Source organism: Gallibacterium faecale (assembly GCF_027920745.1).
GTDB lineage: Bacteria > Pseudomonadota > Gammaproteobacteria > Enterobacterales > Pasteurellaceae > Gallibacterium > Gallibacterium faecale.
Genome location: NZ_JAQIBB010000048.1, coordinates 1 through 20,023, shown reverse-complemented (window position 1 = coordinate 20,023; position 20,023 = coordinate 1). Strand labels below are relative to the sequence as shown.

Annotated in this window: 20 protein-coding genes; 13 read left to right on the top strand and 7 right to left on the bottom strand. The window is 33.2% G+C overall.

Going from position 1 to position 20,023, the window contains the following annotated elements:
* The first annotated feature begins 1 nt into the window (after position 1).
* The 5 genes from PF272_RS04480 (at position 2) to PF272_RS04465 (ending at position 3,812) form a co-directional block, all read left to right on the top strand.
* On the top strand, positions 2 to 1,129 hold the full coding sequence (locus PF272_RS04480; RefSeq protein ID WP_271141784.1) for a polysaccharide biosynthesis/export family protein: 1,128 nt from the start codon (positions 2 to 4) through the stop codon (positions 1,127 to 1,129).
* A 9-nt stretch (positions 1,130 to 1,138) separates the two neighbouring features.
* On the top strand, positions 1,139 to 1,927 hold the full coding sequence (locus PF272_RS04475) for an ABC transporter permease (RefSeq protein WP_271141783.1): 789 nt from the start codon (positions 1,139 to 1,141) through the stop codon (positions 1,925 to 1,927).
* Complete coding sequence (locus PF272_RS04470) at positions 1,924 to 2,769, top strand: ABC transporter ATP-binding protein (RefSeq protein ID WP_271141782.1); 846 nt, start codon at positions 1,924 to 1,926, stop codon at positions 2,767 to 2,769. Before PF272_RS04475 ends, PF272_RS04470 begins: the two co-directional genes overlap by 4 nt.
* Before the next feature lie 163 nt (positions 2,770 to 2,932).
* Complete coding sequence (locus tag PF272_RS13045) at positions 2,933 to 3,214, top strand: transposase-like zinc-binding domain-containing protein (protein ID WP_461782255.1); 282 nt, start codon at positions 2,933 to 2,935, stop codon at positions 3,212 to 3,214.
* Positions 3,204 to 3,812: an IS256 family transposase, variant Zn-binding type gene (locus PF272_RS04465; protein ID WP_271141781.1), complete on the top strand. Its 609-nt coding sequence runs from the start codon at positions 3,204 to 3,206 to the stop codon at positions 3,810 to 3,812. The genes PF272_RS13045 and PF272_RS04465 overlap by 11 nt, the downstream gene beginning before the upstream one ends.
* Positions 3,813 to 4,038: 226 nt before the next feature.
* Here the strand turns inward: PF272_RS04465 and PF272_RS04460 are convergent, their stop codons facing one another.
* From PF272_RS04460 to PF272_RS04430, 7 genes are all read right to left on the bottom strand, one after another.
* Positions 4,039 to 4,977, bottom strand: coding sequence for an acyltransferase (locus tag PF272_RS04460; RefSeq protein ID WP_271141780.1), 939 nt, complete (start codon positions 4,975 to 4,977; stop codon positions 4,039 to 4,041).
* The gene (locus tag PF272_RS04455; RefSeq protein WP_271141779.1) at positions 4,964 to 5,239 is read right to left on the bottom strand and encodes a hypothetical protein; all 276 of its coding nucleotides are present in this window, start codon (positions 5,237 to 5,239) and stop codon (positions 4,964 to 4,966) included. Before PF272_RS04455 ends, PF272_RS04460 begins: the two co-directional genes overlap by 14 nt.
* Positions 5,196 to 5,996, bottom strand: coding sequence for a hypothetical protein (locus PF272_RS04450; RefSeq protein ID WP_271141778.1), 801 nt, complete (start codon positions 5,994 to 5,996; stop codon positions 5,196 to 5,198). The genes PF272_RS04455 and PF272_RS04450 overlap by 44 nt, the downstream gene beginning before the upstream one ends.
* 39 nt (positions 5,997 to 6,035) lie before the next feature.
* Positions 6,036 to 6,473, bottom strand: a complete 438-nt coding sequence (locus PF272_RS04445) for an accessory Sec system protein Asp2 (RefSeq protein ID WP_271141777.1) — start codon at positions 6,471 to 6,473, stop codon at positions 6,036 to 6,038.
* Positions 6,460 to 9,627: a CDP-glycerol glycerophosphotransferase family protein gene (locus PF272_RS04440; RefSeq protein ID WP_271141776.1), complete on the bottom strand. Its 3,168-nt coding sequence runs from the start codon at positions 9,625 to 9,627 to the stop codon at positions 6,460 to 6,462. Before PF272_RS04440 ends, PF272_RS04445 begins: the two co-directional genes overlap by 14 nt.
* A gap of 68 nt (positions 9,628 to 9,695) precedes the next feature.
* On the bottom strand, positions 9,696 to 10,802 hold the full coding sequence (locus PF272_RS04435; protein ID WP_271141775.1) for a glycosyltransferase family 2 protein: 1,107 nt from the start codon (positions 10,800 to 10,802) through the stop codon (positions 9,696 to 9,698).
* A 30-nt stretch (positions 10,803 to 10,832) separates the two neighbouring features.
* Positions 10,833 to 11,936: a stealth family protein gene (locus PF272_RS04430; protein ID WP_271141774.1), complete on the bottom strand. Its 1,104-nt coding sequence runs from the start codon at positions 11,934 to 11,936 to the stop codon at positions 10,833 to 10,835.
* A 95-nt stretch (positions 11,937 to 12,031) separates the two neighbouring features.
* On the opposite strand from PF272_RS04430, the gene PF272_RS04425 reads away from it, so the two are divergent.
* From PF272_RS04425 to PF272_RS04390, 8 genes are all read left to right on the top strand, one after another.
* Positions 12,032 to 12,949: an IS481 family transposase gene (locus tag PF272_RS04425; protein ID WP_271141796.1), complete on the top strand. Its 918-nt coding sequence runs from the start codon at positions 12,032 to 12,034 to the stop codon at positions 12,947 to 12,949.
* Positions 12,950 to 13,063: 114 nt separating this feature from the next.
* Positions 13,064 to 15,319, top strand: a complete 2,256-nt coding sequence (locus PF272_RS04420; RefSeq protein WP_271141773.1) for a glycosyltransferase — start codon at positions 13,064 to 13,066, stop codon at positions 15,317 to 15,319.
* 10 nt (positions 15,320 to 15,329) lie between these two features.
* Positions 15,330 to 16,292 carry a hypothetical protein gene (locus PF272_RS04415; RefSeq protein ID WP_271141772.1) on the top strand — a complete coding sequence of 321 codons (963 nt, stop codon included), beginning with the start codon at positions 15,330 to 15,332 and terminating at the stop codon, positions 16,290 to 16,292.
* Positions 16,292 to 16,936 carry a 6-hydroxymethylpterin diphosphokinase MptE-like protein gene (locus tag PF272_RS04410; protein WP_271141771.1) on the top strand — a complete coding sequence of 215 codons (645 nt, stop codon included), beginning with the start codon at positions 16,292 to 16,294 and terminating at the stop codon, positions 16,934 to 16,936. The genes PF272_RS04415 and PF272_RS04410 overlap by 1 nt, the downstream gene beginning before the upstream one ends.
* Before the next feature lie 21 nt (positions 16,937 to 16,957).
* The gene (locus PF272_RS04405) at positions 16,958 to 17,929 is read left to right on the top strand and encodes a hypothetical protein (RefSeq protein ID WP_271141770.1); all 972 of its coding nucleotides are present in this window, start codon (positions 16,958 to 16,960) and stop codon (positions 17,927 to 17,929) included.
* A 35-nt stretch (positions 17,930 to 17,964) separates the two neighbouring features.
* A complete protein-coding gene (gene kdsA / locus PF272_RS04400) occupies positions 17,965 to 18,816 on the top strand; it encodes a 3-deoxy-8-phosphooctulonate synthase (protein WP_271141769.1) in 852 nt (283 codons plus the stop codon).
* 11 nt (positions 18,817 to 18,827) lie between these two features.
* The gene (kdsB, locus tag PF272_RS04395) at positions 18,828 to 19,577 is read left to right on the top strand and encodes a 3-deoxy-manno-octulosonate cytidylyltransferase (RefSeq protein ID WP_271141768.1); all 750 of its coding nucleotides are present in this window, start codon (positions 18,828 to 18,830) and stop codon (positions 19,575 to 19,577) included.
* Between the two features lie 131 nt (positions 19,578 to 19,708).
* A partial coding sequence (locus tag PF272_RS04390; protein ID WP_413789422.1) for an SIS domain-containing protein occupies positions 19,709 to 20,023 on the top strand: 315 nt, incomplete at its 3' end.

The following is a 20,023-nucleotide window of genomic DNA, read 5'->3' as shown; positions in this document are numbered from 1 at the left end:
AATGATGTATTTAGATTTATCTACCCGAATTTTTACTCATCGTACAGTGAAAGTATTAAGTGTATTTGGATTGTCTCTGATATTGACTGCATGTGGCTCAATATTATCAGGTGCAGGACCATATAGTAGTTCTATTACTTCGAAAGCTGGAGATGAAGATTCAAACCTTCCTTATAAACTTGTGGATGTATCTCCTGAGACAGTACATGAATATGCTCGTAAACCAGCCCCGCCTTTATCGGCACGGATTTCAGCAACTGATGCAACAACAATCCGTTTAGTGGGTGGTGATGTGATTAAAGTGACTATCTCTGATTCAGCAGAAGGTGGTGTATTTGCGCCATTGGCAGCAGGGGGTACTGTATTTGGTCATGTGAGAGTTTCTGCGGCTGGTACAATTACTCTACCTTATGTAGGATCATTAAAAGTGAGTGGCTATACATTACCGCAGGTAGATAATGCTATTCGTAAGCGTTTAACAGGATCAGTTGCAACTGATCCTCAAGTTTATAGCGAACTTGTTGGGGACTTATCAGGATCTGTGCTGGTAGCGGGAGCAGTTAAATCACCAGGAAGATTTTCTAGTTTATCCGGCCCTTTAACTATTTTAGATGTTGTAAATATGGCCGGTGGCCCAGTGCTAGAGCCCCATTTGATTAATGTAACAGTCAGAACGGGGACACAAGCTTATACCCTAAACTATGACGAAGTATTATCTGGTGGAAACCGTCAATTAGCACCTCGTTCAGAAGTAATTTTAGAACGAGCTCGTCAACGTTTTGTCGCGATGGGAGCAGTAAGAGAACCCGGATTAAAAGACTTACCTTCACGTAATCCTAGTTTATTAGAAGTATTAGGCTCTGTTGGAGGATTAGAGGAAAATAAAGCAGATCCACAAGGCGTTTTTGTATTTAGGCTTAACCAACATCCTAAAGAAGGTGAGCCAGCAGCGGAAGTATTCCGTTTAGATATGCGTAAACCTGAATCTATCTTCTTAGCTCGTTCATTTGAAGTATTACCAGAAGATGCAATTTACGTAACTAATGCGCCAGTATATGAATGGCAAAAGATTATCTCGCCAATTGTACAAACATTGGTGTTAGGGCGTACTATTAATAATAGTTTCTAAGGTGTATCAATGTCATTTCAGAACCGTAGCTCATTACGTATAGTACAATCAGTATTATTTGCTTTAATCCTGAGGGAGATGCGTACGCGGATATCGGGGCGACGGTTTGGTGCATTTTGGACATTATTTGAGCCGATCACTCAAGTATTGATTTTTGTCGTAATGTTTTCCTTACGAAGTGCTTCTGCTTCTAATGTTGAATATCCTGCTTATTTAGTGTCTGGGATGATTCCATTTTTTATGATGCGTAATATCATTACCAAGGGAATGGCGGCAGTCAATGCAAATCGAGCTCTTTTTGCATATAAACAAATTAAACCATTAGACACGATCATTGCACGGAGTATTGTAGAAATTGCTATTTATGCGTGTGTGTATGTATTATTTATGGTAGTCATGTATGTATGGTTTGATTTGGATCTGTTCATGGTGGGGCCTTTGCGATGGTTGAGTGTGATAGGGATCGGCATTTTGCTTTCTTTTTCTATTGGACTCTTATTCTGTATGCTCGTTGATATTATTCCTGAAGTTTCAAATGTTGCAGGTATACTGTTTATGGTACTGTATTTTTTGTCTGGAATTATCTTTCCTATCTGGGCACTACCAAATGAAATAATTAGCGTATTGTTGTGGAATCCTTTTGTTCATATTATTGATGAATTACGCTTAGCAACTTTTTCCTATTATCCAGATCATGTTGGTGTAAATATCTTCTATCCTATCAAACTCACAGTGTTTTTACTTTGCCTCTCTCTTGGTCTTTACCGGGTGAGAAGACGAAAATTGGTGGCGATATGATCGAGATAAAGAATGTGACGAAATCCTATCGTACGGAGAGAGGAAGAGAATTTATCTTTCGGGATTTAAACTTAGTGATACCTGATGGTAAGAATATTGCTTTAATAGGTCGTAATGGTGCAGGAAAGTCGACCTTAATGAACCTTATTGGTGGTTTAGATACGCCTGATAAAGGTGTAATCCGTTCTAATAATTCAATCTCTTGGCCAGTAGGGTTAGGTGGTGGCTTTCAAGGATCGTTAACTGCAAGAGAAAATGTAAAGTTTGTAGCCCGTGTTCATGGTGCAGAAGGGGATGAATTGCATAAAATTGTGAAATTCGTAGAAGATTTTGCTGAGATAGGGCGTTATTTTGATTTACCTGTTAAAACGTATTCTTCAGGAATGAAATCACGTGTAGGCTTTGGTCTAAGTTTAGCTTTTGATTTTGACTACTTTCTTGTAGATGAAGCAATGTCTACTGGCGATGCTCATTTCCAAAATAAAGCTCAGATAGCGTTTAAAGAGCGGATTCATGGTTCTAAGATTATTTTAGTAACGCACAGTATGGCTCAGGTGCGTAAGATGTGTGATTATGTCTTGTTACTTAGAGATGGGCAAGTAATCCCTTACGAAAATGTCGAAGAGGGTATTCAAGCATATGAGAATATTAATCAGACTGTTGTGGCGTCAGATATAGCAGAAAGACAACAGAAAGAGCTTTCTTCGAGAGATACTCTATCTTCGATGGTAATAGTACGGAAATGGCGGAAATTCCGCAAAAAGCCATATCAGTTTTTCGATGATTCGAAGATTAAAGTGTTAAGACCTCTAAAGTATTTTTTTTCAGTATTTCAGAAGTAACTTAAAATATTTTGTTGTCAACGCCATTAACTTTAACCTCAGAAATGTAGGCATATAGGACAAAAGAGTTGGCTAAAAGTGGTTTAAAGTCTTATACTACAAGGCTTTAAATCCTCTTTTTGAAATATGAACAAAAAACTGTTCATTTTGCCAAAGTACAAAAATAAAGAAACAGGGTACATCAAATAATATTCAGCGATATTTTTGTCATCAGTGCCATAAGACATTTACCTTCAAGACTAAATTAGTCCCAAATAAAATTTGGTCAGATTACACATCTGGAAAGCAAACCTATCAACAACTTGCCGTTAAATATCATTGTTCAGTGAGAACTATTCAAAGATATATTGATAAAGCTCCCAAAACCGCTTTAAAACAGCCTTTAAATCGATACCTGAACATTGACTTTTTTCGGTCGTTATTTTGGCGTATTAGTGTTAATTGATTCGAATTCAACTAATGTAGTTTCCCATTATTTTGTTCGAACCGAAAAAGCGATTTATTACCAGCTTGCACTGAATAGATTAAGAGAAAAAGGCTATATTATTCAATCAATTACCTGCGATGGTAAAAGAGGCTTGATGAAGGATTTATTTAATACCCCAATACAGATGTGTCAATTTCATATGATAGCCATTGTGATGAGAAAATTGAGGAAAAAGCATCAATCACAAGCAGGTAAAGAATTAAAACTCATTATAAAAACACTCACGCAAAGCTCAAAAAATGAATTTTATCGACGATTACATTATTGGTTTATAAAACATCAAACGTTTTTAAAAGAGAGGAGTGATAAAGCCAATGAAAAAGGTTATTTTCCTTATAAACATCGTAATGTAAGAGGCGTTTATGCCAGTTTAAAGCGTTATATGGATTTTATTTTTACCTATGAGAAATATCCTGAATTAAATATAGAAAAGACGACAAATCGTTTAGAAGGATTATTTAGTGAACTTAAGAGAAAATTAAATAATCATAATGGATTAACGAAAAGGCGTAAGGTGTTGTTTATACAAGATTTTTTAAATAAAAAGAGTCACTAATGTTTAAAGAAAATAAACATTAGCAACAATTTTGTCCACTTGGCATAGTTTTTGACAGATCAGTAACAATTTTGTCCACTTGGCATAGTTTTTGACAGATCAGTAACAATTTTGTCCACTTGGCATAGTTTTTGACAGATCAGTAACAATTTTGTCTACTATGCCTTTTTGTCCTATATGCCAACTTAGTACAAGGTTTAAGCAACTGTTTCTCCTTTGTGTCGTGTTACTCTTTTGTTTCTTGGCAGTAAGATTTTTGTATTAGCTCGTCTGTAGTAAAGTCTATAGCATTAGGTCTGCGTAATAATAAAGGCCTTTCCCAAAAAATATCCTTTTTAACTAACTTGGCAGGTGTACCGGCAATAACGCAGTTATTAGGAAATTTTTTTCGCACAAACGAGAATGCTCCAACCACAGAACCGGAGCCGATTTCCGCTCCACCCATAATGGTTGCTCCATAGCCAATCCAAACATGATCGCCAATAACGATATCGCGCGAGTGATTGATCCGCTTCCCCGTATGCACATCATAAATAGCATGAGCATCATCTGAACGTATTTGATTATTAGTAGCAAACATACAATCTTTACCGATAATCAACTTGGTACGCTCGGCCACGGTCGCATAAATCGGATTGGTGCTTGATGTGCCTTTTCCGATGGCCAGCTCGCAACAGAAGCCCAAACGAATAGTTCCATGCAACTTCACATTCTTACCGATTTTGACCATATTGTTACTGCCCAATAATTCCAAATACAGATTTTGAATATTAGCTTCGGGATGGATTTCAACGAGATTATTGCTGCCTTCAAAACACACGAAACAATTTACGCAATGATTGGGCGCAATCAATTGATTATTGGCAGAATCAATAAAACTCCCTCTCTCCAGAATCGCCTGTTTAGTTTTAACATGAGGAACATAGTTGTTCGCTATGGTTTTATCAATACGCAATTTATCAACGAAAACAACATGTTCTTTTTTCGAAACCACCAATAAAGGCGATGTGATTTGCGAAACATCCAAAGCGCGTAATTTTTGTTTGATGGTGAATTTTTTGGTTGTGATTTGTAGGAAAAGCTCATACTCATCAAAAGGCAAATCACTGATATCTAAACCGGCTTCCTTTAATGTTGTAAAAACACACTTATCATACCGATACATAAGCTTGCGTCAGCTCTGGCCTGTGCAATTTCGCCAATTGCTTGGTGTAAATACCGTTCTCGCTTTTGAAAATCAGTTTGTAGTCAATATCCGGCCAATCAATAATATCTACGCCTTTAATAAAACCAATGCCCGACAAAAACAGTTTATTGTTTTTGATTTCAAAGGAATGCAAGTCAATAAGTGCCTCATCTAAGACCAAAGTATTCGCTGCCAAATCAGAATTTAATGATTTTGCTATGCTTGAATTTTGCACATTCATTAGGTGCCCCCCCCCTCTTACACACCAATTTCATATAATTATCTTGAGCACTTATACCCTTTTTACTATTTAAAGGAAGTATCTTCTCAATATTGGCTTGTTTGATTTTAAGATATAAATCATATTCACCATTAGGTACTTGATTGATATCCACACCTGTGAATTGATATGTTGTAAACCAACATTTGTCATATATAACAAAGTGTTCACCATCAAAAAACTCCTTGGTTAAACCAGGGCGGTTAGATTTTGCCAATTTTAATTCGATCTTTTTAGCGGAAATAGAGGAAATAGGTTTTAATATCAAAGCATAATCAATATATTGATACTCTGAAGCAGGGAGCCCCCTTAAAATACCGACACCTTCAACAAATAACTTGCCCTTAATAATATTACAGCTCCGTAGATCCACAATAGGATCAGCACTTGGATTTTTATCAGAATCTAATGATTTTCCAAAGAAGTTAACTGATTGATTCACAAACCTGGGTATACCGTTTGATGCTAATGAATAATAAATACCAAGCAAAAGTGCAACATGATGACTAGTTACCTGACTATGTTCTCTAACAAATATTGAGTGAGTTTTTAGAAGATTAAAATTAGCATATTTCTTAAACTCATCTAAATAAGGTACTATTTCTCCTGGATATTGGATATCGGCTTCAGAGGTCAACAGATAAATGTTCCTATCAAGTTGTGCATCTTGCTTAAGCAAGTTTGACATCATCTTATCCAAAGTTTCGACATCGCTCATTTCATAATTATCACCTAGCATATGCTTAGCGACATGCTGCTAATGGTTATGGATATAGCTGCCTACATTAATTTGAGGCACCGTAATTACAATATTTTTGACTCCAAATTTTAAACCGTGATACAGCGCAGCACTGCCACCCTTCGAAAAGCCGGTAAACGTCATTTGCTTCCAAGTTAATCCTAACTCATCCAGTTTTACCCCAATAAATTCTTGTACAGCCTTTTCCACGCAAAAATCTTGATTAATACACATATAATAAGTGTACATGCCCTGGAAATCATCAGCGATCCACAATACATCGCATGGGCAGTCATTTAATGCATTAGCAAAATCATAATTTCCTGGCTTGGCATGCAGAAAACCAGAAAATACAACCAATAAATGGTTAAAGTCATACTTCGCTGCCTTTTGCCGATACTTAATGATTTGCCCATTACCGGCTTGGTATGTTTGCTCAGTATTATTCATCAGCATTTTGAACTACCTGCAATGTATGCAAATTATTTAAATTTTCTTCCTTATTGCGTTCTGGATAAATCGCTATCATGCCTTTGAGACAATGTTTTTGCAGTTCAATATTGTTGTCCATGCAAGCAATTTCATACACTAACTGCCAATAGTCGTAGTTGTGTTGAAAGGTAGGCAAAACCAACGTCTTATCTAAACGATCAAATAACCCCAAACGATAGGTTGCCAATACAATGGGGTACACCAATCGTTCTTTCTGAGCTTCAGACAATGTACTTGAATATTGCAGGATATCTTGCCAACGTTTTTCTTCCAAATAAAACATTACTGTTTGATATTGGAACCATTCTTTTTGAGCATATAATGCTTCAAATTGATATAGCAGAGATGGTAATTTTGGGGATCGTTGTTGATATAATGCATTTAGATAGATTTCTACAATTTTTTCGGGCATTTGGATGAACTCTTTGTTCAAAGAGGCGCAAGCCTGCTCCAGTTGTTTAATCACTTTAGCAGAATCACCGCGAGAGTGGGCTAGGTAAGCGATTTCCATTCTACTGTTGGGGGAGCCAACAGAGTGTTTCTCAAATGCTATTAGTGCATTATTAGCAGAGTCGAAATCACCTAAATACCGATATGCCTTAGCTAGTAGTAACTGTGGATGATAAGCCTGTAAAATATTTTGTGGAAGATTGTTAATTTCGGCTTCTTGAGCAATAATTTTCTGCCAATTTGATTGAGCTACTGATTGCCAAAGAGTTAATAAAATATTTTCTTGAAGTGTAATGTTTTTCTGTTGGAGTTGAGATAACATCTTCGAAAACTCAGTGTAGTCTTCTAATTCAATACAGCAATGTAGCCAATCTAGATAGTCTTGTGTGGTTAATGATTGTTTTGTAGCTAAGATTCTTCTAGCAGCAGACCAATCTTGTTGTTGTAAGAGATACCATGTGTCTTGAGGATATAGTGTTGCAGCTTGTTCCCATAACATGGGAAATTTTGATGAGCGAGTAGCTTTCAATGCTAATAGATATTCTTTCAGGCTATCTGAAGGTAATTCAGCAATATCGTTGAAGATTTGTTCGAGCTGCTTCACTACTTTGGCAAGATCACCACGCAAATAGGCTAAATGGGCAATTTCTATACGACTATTAGGAGTGCCTGAGGAGTGTTTTTCAAAAGCAATTAAAGTATTATGAGCAGAATCAAAATCTTCTAGATAACGATAGGCTTTTGCTAAGAGTAGCTGTGGTTGATATTCTTTTAACCATTCTTCTGAGAGCGTATCTAGCCAGCCAGCCATTTCGATGATATTTGCCCATTGTTCAGTTAAAGCAGATTGCCAAAATATAGCTAATTTTCTAGCATCATCATCTACCAACAAGCTATCGTATCTGTTGACTAAATCCATAAAAATATCAATATGATTTAGCTCTGCTTCACAGTGTAATAAAGATAAAACTTCTTCTTGAGTTAAGTTATCTTTGTGTTTGAGGAGCTTAGCGGTTTGCTGCCATTGTTGCTTTTTGAGCGCAACTTGTAGGCGATATTGAGGTTGTAGGTTTGTAGGTAATATATCAATGAGAGATTGTATTTCCTCCAGTTTATTTTGGTTGATAAGAGCAATACACTTTTGCTCGAGAGCAAAAGAATGATCTGTAGTATCTCCGTGTATCATAAGTAGATTAGCACGGCTTTCTACCAATGCCCAAATTTGATGAGTTACGGCTTGGTTAAGGAATTGACGTAGAATTTCTAAGTTAATTTTGCCATCATCAGGTTTATCCAGATCCAGAATGGCTTGGTATACTCTTTCGCAGTTTTTACCATCGCGGAATGGGAATGTTTCTCTAATACGTGTAATATATGGTTCTGTCGGATTGCCATCATTTTTAAGAATAATTTCCAATTCTTTAAACAACTCTTCTTCAGTGTAGGCAACAGGTCCAAAACCATCGTTTTCGTAGGAAAAGTAGCCTTTTGTACAGCTGTGTTTTGCGAAAAATTCTATATTATCAAATTGATAATATAAAACTGCTTTTTCCTGTATTGCTATATCGCTTTGAATTGACGAATAATCCGTGATTAATATTGTCGCTTTCGATAAATAATTTTGTATTTCGAATGCCTTATTTATATCAGGTACATAAATATAATTTGGTACAGAAAAATCATTGATATATGGTAAAATATTTGGATGTGGCAATAGAGTTATGCTGTATCCAAATTTATTAACCAAATCCATCAATTTTTTGTTGTGTAGTAAACTCTTCCAAAAGGTACAATAGTAAGAATTCTTAAAATTTGGATTGAATTCTCTTTCAACACTATTCTTTTTCATTCTTCCCGCTAAATATTGTCTCCAGGTAGGCATGATCAATATGTTGTTATTATTTTCGGATTTTCTCAATAAACTATCATGTCGAGGTAAGCCAGTTAAGCATACTTCTCTATTAAATTTATATGTAGAAAAATTAGATTTATTCTTCACATCATTAAATTCCTGAATAGTAGATGTAACAAATAAATCAATACGATCAATTGAATTTAACCATGTAGATAAATTAGTAAATATAACCCCATGCTGTAAAAAGACAAATTTTCTTTGATCTAATGTTTGTTTACCAAAATATCTTAAAAAATAATTATCGGCATGAGAACTAATAATCACTGTAGCCCTCTGCAATTGTCGCTCAAATTTCATACTACCAAAATCAACTAAATTAAAGCCTTCATTTTCCAATCGATTCCAATCAATAGATTTTCTACTCAATACAAATACAATATTCTTCTCTGGAAAAGTATGGGCTATATAGCGATATAGATGCTCTGCATTATCATCAGCTCGCATATCTTTATCCATGAACAACCAAAGATCATCTTTGTATTCTTGTTCATATGTTTCAAATGGAAAATATTTTTTGTATTCATTCTTTCCATGTTTAAATAAAATATTATTAGAATTAGGTAGTTTAATTTTCAAATTATGTATACCATTAGCAGTATTATTGAATGAAAGAGAGATCCTATATTCATTAATAAAGATTTTTTCAATCCATTTATGAGATATTTCTTTCCTATAAATAGGGAAAATTTCCTCTTCCCCAATAAAATATTGTAGGTTGTAGTCTTCTAATCCAAAAAAATGAATATCTATCAATTTTTTTTCATAATCTAAGTTATCAATATAAACAATAAAAATCTCTGGCTGACTTAATTTAAAAATATTTAAAAGTCCTTTTTTGTAAAAAAATTACACCCTAACAAATGGAATTTCATAATAGTAGTTTCATCAATATATTCAAAGCATTGATTCATATGTTTATTAAATATTTTTATCTTCTTATCATCTATTACATTTTTTAATTTTTCTTTTTGATCTAAAAATTTCTTAAAATATTGTATTGCATAAAATAAAAATGTGAATTGAATATTTGTTGGTACATACCCCCAATGTTTTTTGTATTTTTTAAACATTGGGATATAACCATATTTAAATACATCAATATATTTTCCCTCTTGATCCCATTGTTGATTTGTTGTGGAAGACATATCAGCTCTAGATCTATAAAAGTAATAGCAATCAGGTAAAAATTTAATGTTATTTGTACGAGAATAAAGTAGATAGTCAGATATAAAATTACCATCTTCAAAGCATGGTTTTATTTTTTCATCAAAAAATAAATTATATTTTTTTATCAAATTATTATTAAACATCGAAGCACAAACAGATAAATGTATGTGATTATTTAAATTATTCACTGGAACTAAAGTATTACTTGCATAATTATAGGAAAGATGACCATTTTTATAGGAATAGCTTTCATTACTTTCGTGGTAAGTAGCTAACTCTGTCGCTATTAAAACTATATTCTCATCTTTACCTATTTCATCATCAATGATTTTAAAATAATCCACATGGATGAAGTCATCAGGGTCTATGAAGGTTACCCATTCTGTTTTTACGTAATCTAAGCCTAGATTGCGAGCAGAAGCTTGTCCGCCATTTTCCTTATAATAATAAGAGATATTATTTGGATATTTTTTTTGCCACTGTTTGATAATTTGAGCGGAATGGTCAGTAGATCCATCGTCGACACAGATGATGTGGATATGTTTTTTAAAATCTAGGCTTTGATTGACTATGCTTTTAAAATAATCGTTTAGATATTTTTCAACGTTATATACAGCAGAAACGATGGTATATTGGAATTTACCTGTATATTTAACTGGTGAATGTTGTTTAATTTTTCTGATCTGTTTATTCCACATATCTTTGAAAAAAAGCTTAGGATTATTTTTTAATTTACGGTATTTTCTAGAAAATGAATTCATATTAGTTCCTTAATATTTTCATCAAAAAATTTATTTATTACAGTAATACGATTCTAACATTGAGATTAAATTTTCTCGGTATTCACATATAGATGATTGGCTATTGAAATCGTTAGCACAAAATGAATGAGGTTGTAGATTTTGTTGATTTTTTTGTAATAGCTTTGTGTATTGGGTTTGTGCATGTGCTGAGCGTATATTGAAGTAATAGCAGATGTCTTGAGAAAATACAGCCTTCCCCTCGAGATACATAACCCATGGGACTAAAAAGGTTGCCAAATTCAAATCTTGGTTATTTCTAAATCTGTTATTCAGAAATGTATCTATCAAATCTTTATGCCTATTCCATACTAAGGTATAAATACTTTTTTTCAGAGGAATATATGTATGGATTAAAGAGTTAGTAATTTTTATTCCGTAATCCTTATATAAAAGGTCTGAAGAGTTTAGAGAGGCGCACAAGGTAGGCGTTAATACTTTCTTTATAGATAGTTTTTTGGGAGAAATAAAAATAGAAGCGATACCATTATTCCTAAAAAAATGCTCTCGTGGTAGCATTCTTGCTGTAAATACATCATCATTAAAATAAATAAAATTCTCACTTAAATCAGGTATATTATGTAAATGAGCTTCTATAACATGAGAGTTGAATGTTGGTAAATATTGGCTATCTATTATTTCTTTATGATCAATAAAATAAATATTTTCTGTATTAATATTATTTGGAAGTTTTGGTTTTTGTCCATCTGTAACAATATGAATTTTTCTAATCCAGGGCATATATTTTTTTATACTGATTAGTGAATAGTATAATTCATCATGATTAGTGAACCTTGCAGGATCTAATGCATAGAGGCTAAAGCTTTTCTCAGAAAAGATACTCTTAGTTTCTTGATATTTTTTTAACCAGTTAACATCAGAATTATCTACCCATGTATATACTACATCGATTTCGGAAGATTCAGTTGAGTACAATTTGTGTTCCAAGTTCCCCACTATTTCCTGTGCTTTTATAAAAAGGTACTCCTCATCTTCGGGTATATATAGCTCAGTATTTTTAAAAGGATATTTTTTAATTAAATAATCCCGGAAAAACTCTCCTGGAGAAAAGAGAAATTTTCTAATTTTTTTCATAAGGTGCAGAAATTACAACTTTACCTAACAAAAGCATTCAAAAAAATAATCAATGATAGTTACACTTGAACGAATAAAGGAGAATGCCTATGGGAATAACTAAAGCTGAGCGAGAAATAGCTCATAAATTAAAAGTTTTTGAATATGCTAAACAGAGTGGCAATGTGACTGCAACTTGTCGACATTTTGGAATATCTAGATTTACATTTTATGAGTGGAAAAAACGATACAAAAGTAAAGGAGAGCAAGGTTTAGTGAATAGTAAACCTTGTCCTGAGAATCCAAAGCTTAGGACTCCACAATACATTGTGGATAAAATTATAGAGGTACGTAATGACTTTCGCTTAGGCGATAAAAAAATCAGTTGGTATTTAAAAACCTACTATAATATAGAAATATCTCCTAGCGGTGTTTATGTAATCCTTAAACGTTATGGATTAAATCGCTTACCTCAAAATATGCGTAAACGTTCTAAAAGAGCTATTATTCGCTATGAAAAGAAAGTACCTGGACATCATGTTCAGATGGACGTCAAGTTTGTGACCTTAAAAGACAAAAGCGGGCATGCTATACGGCGATATCAATATACGGCTATTGACGATGCAACGCGAATTAGAGCCTTAAAAATTTATGATCGACATAACCAAGAAAATGCTATTGATTTTGTTAACTATGTTGTTGATAAATTTCCTTTCAGAATTCACACAATCCAAACTGATAACGGTCATGAATTTAATACAAGATTCCATTGGCACTTATATGATATAGGCATTAATCATCGTTATATCCGTCCTATGACACCTCATCTTAATGGTAAAGTAGAACGTTCACATAAGACAGATAAGATGGAATTTTATCAATTTTTAGAATATACCGATGATGTAGATCTTAATGAAAAACTAGCCTATTGGGAGAACTTTTATAACTTTGCTAGACCGCATGCTAGTTTAGGCTATAAAACACCTTATGAGCGACTTAAAGAGAGAATGGCTCCATTTATGTCAACTAAATAAAAATTTTATATGAAGAGTTTTTTTCTTGTATTTTTAGCTAAAAATTATGGTAAGATTATTATACTCAATTGTTAGTAAAGGTCTTAAGTTATACACCCCCCCCCGCTATCTAAAATGAAAAAGGTAATATTTATAGGTGCTGGAGGCTACGCTAAATCTGCGTTGGATTCTCTTGATAAAACAAAGTTTGATTTCTGTGGTTTTATTGATCGTTTTAAATCCACGGGAGATAAGCATTTAGGTTTTCCTATCTTAGCGAATGAAGTAAAACAATTAAAAAATAAGCATGAATATTGTTATTACCATAAGCATGAGGTATTAAAAAGAGAGAATAAAATTTATCTATTAATAGATCCTTTTTATGAAAAAAATCGTGGGGTTTCTAGTTATATTGAATCAGTCTCAATGTATTTACAAAAAATGAATTTTTCGTACATGTTATTCAAAAGACATGAAAGTGAAACCATAGAACAATTCAGATTGAGATTATTAAATTTTTACCTTGAAAATGAAAAAATTTTTTGTTGTATTGAGGCTCCTGAAACATTAGCTGCAACTCTGCTATTACCAGTTTCAGCTCCTGTGCATATTAGAATACATTTTTCTAAGATTATTGGTGATTATATACAGGGGAAAATGTTAGATTGTGGGATATATAATGATGAACAAAAGGTAATTAGTAATTCACGTTGGATATCGGCCCCATCTCAGATAGCTATAGATACTACAAAAAAATTTTATTCACTTCCTCCAAATATATATTTATATCCTCATCCTATTTACCTATTTCATGAGAATACCTTTAGCAAAGAAAACAAAACTAGAATAATTGATGTGTTATTTATTGGAAGGTGGGAAAAGTTAAAAGGTATATATTTTTTAAAAAGGATTGTAGCTTTTTTAGCGGAAAATAAATTAACTTTAGGTGTTCTATCTGACAAAAGAGCAGCTACATTTTGTAAGAAAACTGAATCAATTTTTTTTGATGGAGTTAAATCAAATAAATATGAAATTATTCAAAATGCAAAAGTAATTATTATACCTAGTCTATTTGAAACAGTTTCTATGGTTGGGCTAGAAGCATTATATTTTAATAAACCTATAGTTACATGGGCACATTTAGGAATATCAGAGTATGCAAAGGAACCATGGGTATATACCGTACAATATCCCGATATTATGTTGTTTTGTGAAAAAATTAAACATGTTTTAAAAAGTTTTCGCAAAGAAAAATATTCTACTAGCATAATTAATGATTCATTTTTTAAAGGTCTAACTTCTATATTATCCGATACTTTTTATAGTTCAATAAGTTTAGAAGTATATAAAAAAGATTTTTATACAATTGATATTGAGAGGTTATTGAAAATGATAAAAAATACAGGTAACAATGAAGATTTTTTTGATAGGTGGCAAAGAAAATGGAGAAAGTTTTTTCGAGAGCCAACCTTATTTTTTAAAGATGCAATAGAAAATAAATTTAAAAAAGAAAATAGTGGAAAAACTTCAGAAGTGACTAATATTAATACAGAAAAGACATCTAATTTTAACCAAAACCTGGGACATATTCCAATGGATGGGAAAATTACTTTTAAAGAACCTGAGAGTAAGCCTATAGGGATGGTTACAGCATTATTTTATCCAAGACAAATGGATAAAAAACAGATATCAGATTTACTTGAAGCTATGAATAAATTTCAAGATTTCACTTATATTGGAAAAGAAAGACTACACATTTGTACATTTAATGCTGAAATTAAGGATTCGGGAGTTAAAATTTTTGAAAGAATTACACCAACAAGTAGGCTTAATTTATCTCGATTAAGTAATATTATTTTATTAGATGCACCACAAAATCTTGTTACAGCAATTAGAGCTTGTTCTCCAAATAATAGATTAATTTACGTTGATACAAAGGGAAGCCAAATTAAAGGAGTCGATAGTTATATAAGTGTGGGAGAAAATAAATATAGTAAGGAGTATCCAAGAGAAATTTTGATTGAAAATTTTTCAGATTTATCAATAGCGATTAGAAGAACAGTACAAGAACATTCTCCAAAATCACCAGATATATTATTACCAATTATTGGTTGTAGTTATGCAATGAGAGAAGATTTTCTTAATTTTAATTCTAATCGTAACCAAGGAATTATTTGGATAAAAAAATTTAAAGTATCTCCATTTACAACAATGTCACAATATTATGAACAATTTGTTAAGCATATTGTTCATTTTGCAATGTTAGAATCTGTTTATCTTAATTATAAAAATTGGTGTGAAGATATAGAAGATGAAAAATCAGCTAAGAAATTGATACAGCAATGTTTAGAAGATGGGGTGGTATTTGATGTACGACAAATCGAAAATTAAGAGTAAGGCAATGAAAAGTTTAAATATTGTTCATATATCCCCTACACCCCTTGTGGCAGCGCCTGGGAAGATTGCAAAGGCACAAAGACAAGTAGGACATAATGCAATTTGTATTATTTTTTCGGATTATCCAGCACACACAAATTTAGCAGGGAAATTTATTGAAGACTCTATATTATTTACACAAGAGTTACAGAAATATTTAGAAAACAGTATAGCTCAAGCTGATGTAATACACATTCATAATAATTGTCCATATGATAAAGTAAAATGGATACGCGCCCTTAACCAAGAAGCAACTTTTGTGTATCAAATCCATTCACCTATGCGTGAAGGACCTGTATTCTTAGATAGAACAGAGGAAATAGGGCTACCTTTTACGAAATTTTTGGTTGTAGGGCAACATCATTCTAAACTCTATCCAAATTATATTCCAGTACCTAATATTATTCATTCTGTACCAAGTTTAAATTTGAGAGAAAAAAATGAAAAATTAAAGGTAATTTATAGTCCTACAAATAAGCATGAGGGTCGATGGAATAATAAATTTTCAGCTACGTTAGATATCACATTACGTTCTTTAAAGAATTTAAATTTAATAGAAATTCTATCGTTTGAGAAACCAATACCTCCTAATACATTAATGTATTTAAGAAGGAATGCTCACCTTACAATTGATGAAATTGCAACGGGCGGATTTCATCAAGTCTCATTAGAAGGACTTTGTGCAGGAAATGTTGTTATTAATGGTTCAGATTACTTTGGGCAAGTAGGTTTTTCTCGATTTACTAACTATGTATTACCACCATTTCAAACCGCAAGCGATAATGATATTCAAGATGTGTTACTAAAATTTGTTGATGATGTAGATTTAACAAGATTTTGGCAACAAAAATCTTTTGAATATTTTACTCAATATTTGTCTCCTGAGAAACTTGTTCAATTTTTTATTCAAGCTTATGGGGTAGCGTAATGAAAGTGAAATTATTAAAAAATGCAGAACGTGATCAACGTATATTTATATTAGCAAATGGTCCTTCTCTGGCTCAAGAAGATTTAACAAAATTAAGAAATGAAATTGTTATTGGAATGAATGCTTCTAGCTTATTAGAACAAAAATTTGGATTTGTTTCAAAGTACTATACTGTTACAGATCAAAGGTTTCTGACACATCCTGAAAAGGGTGTACTCGCAAAGAAAAATTTGCATGACGATACCATTCGTATTTTTAGGAGCGAATTACAGGTATATGATGATGCTAATTTTTTGTCTAGAACCTGTTATGTAAGAACGATTGGTAAAAATGGATTTTCTACCAATCTCTCTGCTGGATTTTATTTTGGATGTACAACCACTATGCTTGCAATACAGCTTGCTTATTACCTAGGAGGAAAGGATGTTTATTTATTAGGCTGTGATTGTCGATATTCGGGTGAAAATCCTCGTTTCTATAAAGAAACATCCCCACAGTTAGAAGATAGTTTTACTAGTACACAAATTTTTAATATAGCAAATGCAGCTCCATATTTTGAAAAAAGAGGAGGAAATTTATTTAACTGTAGTAAGAGTTCGTATCTTCGTGCATATCTAAAAAATGCAGATTTTTGTGATTTATAAACTTAATAAGGTGTTTTTGAAATGGAATTATTTATAAATAAACGCCCAAACACTAAAGAACTAGTCAATATTATAAGCAAAATTCTTACTATTATAATTAAAGAGGAAAAGATAGATTTACATGAAATACAAAGTACAAATGATTTTGAACAGTGGCTTGCTACTATTGAGAGTTTAATTCCTGAAATCAAAGAAAGAGCCCCTGAGGTTGTAAAGGAACTATTCCCATTAAGAACGGAAACCTGGAAGTTAGTCTTCCAAAAAATATATAATCGTATGCCTTATTCAAAGGAGTATATTTTAAAAAATTATAAGAAACATCATAAAGATATCCCTTATTTATTTTATCCAACAAAAAATCAACCATCAAAATTAATAATTTTATTCACAGGTTATATAAATTACGAAGCATATAATAGAATGTCATGGTACTGGGATGAAACTGAAAAATGGGAGACTGATACTGCTTATTTATTCTTAGGAGATCAATTGTTACATTGGTATGTTGGTACTCCAGAAAAACCACAACTAGAAATTTATAAAGAAATAATATTGAATACTCTTGCTGAATTAAACTTAGAAACATCAAATGCTTTCACTGTAGGAGCATCAATGGGGGGGTATGCAAGTATAATATTTGGAATATTATGTAAGCTTGGAGGAATTATTTCGGTTCATCCACAATTATGTAAAAAATCAGCGGAAAGGTATCAATTAGATAATTGGAAAAGACAAATTAGTGAATGTGGAATGAATTTTATAGAAATTGATGATTTAATAGCAAAATCAGATTATATTCCACCACTATATTTGGAAGTAGGAAGACACCCAGCTGATGTTGCAGGATTACAAACTGTCATATTAGAAATTAATAATAAAAATGGTATTTTTATATTAAAACGAATAGCTTCTAATGCCCATGATTCTAAAAGTCCAGAAAAGAAGCAAATTGAAGATATTGTGGAATTTTTTATCAATTCTAATAAATATTAACTTAGTTACTTATAATAAATTTAAGGAATTATTTAATGTCGGTAAAAATATTTGTCACTAAACAACTTTCTACAAGTAATGAATCACCCTTTGTCTTATTTGGTGGACTTAATGTATTAGAAAACTTAGATTTAACTTTAGAAACCTGTGAAAAATTTGTCCAAGTAACAGATAAGCTGAGGATTCCTTACGTTTTTAAAGCTTCTTTTGATAAAGCCAATCGTTCTTCTATCTTTTCTTATCGAGGTGTTGGCATTGATGAAGGGGTACGGATTTTTGAAGCACTGAAAAAAGAGTTCAATGTCCCTATTATCACAGATATACATGAACCAGAACAGGCAGCAATATTTGCTGATGTAGTAGATGTATTGCAGTTGCCAGCCTTCCTTGCCCGTCAAACTGATTTGGTTGTGGCGATGGCGAAAACAGGTAAAGTTATTAATATTAAAAAGCCCCAGTTTCTCAGTCCTCACCAAACCAAGAATATTATTGAAAAATTCAAAGAAGCAGGCAATGATCAATTAATTCTATGCGAACGAGGCAGTTGCTTCGGATATGACAATTTGGTTGTAGATATGTTAGGTTTTGGGGTTATGAAAAAAGTATGCTCCGATGTACCTATTATTTTTGATGTTACTCACGCATTACAACAGCGAGAATCGGGTGCAGCCGCCTCAGGTGGTCGTCGCAATCAAGTATTAGATTTGGCACTTTCTGGCATGGCAACTCGATTAGCAGGATTATTTCTGGAGGCACACCCTAATCCTGACAAAGCGTTGTGCGATGGGCCTAGTGCGCTTCCACTGGATATGTTGGAGCCATTCTTGATGCAAGTGAAGGCTGTCGATGATGTGGTTAAGTCTATGCCTGTTTTAGATATTCGTTAATTGAGGTTACGATGAATATGCAAGATGAAAAAGTTGTCATAGTTATTCCTGCTCGCTATGCCTCTAGTCGTCTGCCAGGTAAGCCGTTAGCAGATATTTGTGGTAAACCTATGATTCAACATGTATATGAGAGAGCATTAGAAGTACCTCATGTACAAGATGTTTTAGTGGCTGTGGATGATGAACGTGTAGCCAAGGCTGTTGAGAGTTTTGGTGGAAAATATCTAATGACATCAAGGGAACATGAGTCAGGGACAGACCGGTTATGTGAGGTAATGGAGCAATTTGAGGCAGATATTTACGTCAATATTCAAGGCGATGAACCTCTCATTAGGCCTGCTGATGTTACTTTATTGATTAAAGGAATGCTGTCAGATAAGGCCGCAGAAGTAGGAACTTTATACCATCTGTTATCCCTAGAAGAAGCCTCAAATCCTAATGCGGTAAAGGTTGTTTTATCTGATAAGGGAAATGCCTTATATTTTAGTCGAAGTCTTATTCCTTATCCTAGAGATAATAGCCATGCAGTATATCGTAAGCATATTGGTATCTATGCATATCGTCGACCTGTCTTACAAAGGTATGCATTATTATCACAACCTATGTTGGAATTAACAGAAAAACTAGAACAATTGCGTTTGTTATCCTCAGGAATAGCAATTCGGTGTTTTGAAGTACAACCAACGGGACCGGGAGTTGATACGCCAAAGTGTTTAGAGCGCGTTCGTCGTATTATGTCTGGTGATTTAGATGTATCTTAGCTATTGCTAGGAATAAACTTACTTAAGAAAAGTAAATTTCTAGAATTATATAAAGTAGATGAAAAATGAAAGAGTCGATTATAAAAAAAGCCCAAGCTGTTATTGCTACAGAAATAGAATCTATTGAAGCTATGTCTTCTAAATTAAACCAACAATTTGTGAAGGCAGTCGATATTATTCTGTCCACAAAAGGTCGAGTTGTCGTTGTTGGTATGGGAAAGTCAGGAATTATAGGGCAAAAGTTAGCGGCAACAATGGCATCTACAGGTACACCATCATTTTTTGTGCATCCGGGTGAAGCTTTTCATGGCGATTTAGGGATGATTAAGCCGATTGATGTAGCTCTCTTGATTTCTAATTCTGGAGAAACCGAAGAAGTCATTCGTTTGTTACCTTTCTTAGAGTATCAGGGGAACAAAGTGGTTGCCATGACAGGCAATGTTAAT

Excerpts from the sequence above, each read along its gene's own strand:
- PF272_RS04480 (WP_271141784.1), top strand. The coding sequence starts at position 2 with ATGATGTATTTAGATTTATCTACCCGAATTTTTACTCATCGTACAGTG.
- PF272_RS04475 (WP_271141783.1), top strand. The coding sequence starts at position 1,139 with ATGTCATTTCAGAACCGTAGCTCATTACGTATAGTACAATCAGTATTA.
- PF272_RS04470 (WP_271141782.1), top strand. The coding sequence starts at position 1,924 with ATGATCGAGATAAAGAATGTGACGAAATCCTATCGTACGGAGAGAGGA.
- PF272_RS04460 (WP_271141780.1), bottom strand. The coding sequence starts at position 4,977 with ATGTATCGGTATGATAAGTGTGTTTTTACAACATTAAAGGAAGCCGGT.
- PF272_RS04455 (WP_271141779.1), bottom strand. The coding sequence starts at position 5,239 with ATGAATGTGCAAAATTCAAGCATAGCAAAATCATTAAATTCTGATTTG.
- PF272_RS04450 (WP_271141778.1), bottom strand. The coding sequence starts at position 5,996 with ATGAGCGATGTCGAAACTTTGGATAAGATGATGTCAAACTTGCTTAAG.
- PF272_RS04445 (WP_271141777.1), bottom strand. The coding sequence starts at position 6,473 with ATGCTGATGAATAATACTGAGCAAACATACCAAGCCGGTAATGGGCAA.
- PF272_RS04435 (WP_271141775.1), bottom strand. The coding sequence starts at position 10,802 with ATGAATTCATTTTCTAGAAAATACCGTAAATTAAAAAATAATCCTAAG.
- PF272_RS04430 (WP_271141774.1), bottom strand. The coding sequence starts at position 11,936 with ATGAAAAAAATTAGAAAATTTCTCTTTTCTCCAGGAGAGTTTTTCCGG.
- PF272_RS04420 (WP_271141773.1), top strand. The coding sequence starts at position 13,064 with ATGAAAAAGGTAATATTTATAGGTGCTGGAGGCTACGCTAAATCTGCG.
- PF272_RS04415 (WP_271141772.1), top strand. The coding sequence starts at position 15,330 with ATGAAAAGTTTAAATATTGTTCATATATCCCCTACACCCCTTGTGGCA.
- PF272_RS04410 (WP_271141771.1), top strand. The coding sequence starts at position 16,292 with ATGAAAGTGAAATTATTAAAAAATGCAGAACGTGATCAACGTATATTT.
- PF272_RS04405 (WP_271141770.1), top strand. The coding sequence starts at position 16,958 with ATGGAATTATTTATAAATAAACGCCCAAACACTAAAGAACTAGTCAAT.
- kdsA (WP_271141769.1), top strand. The coding sequence starts at position 17,965 with ATGTCGGTAAAAATATTTGTCACTAAACAACTTTCTACAAGTAATGAA.
- kdsB (WP_271141768.1), top strand. The coding sequence starts at position 18,828 with ATGAATATGCAAGATGAAAAAGTTGTCATAGTTATTCCTGCTCGCTAT.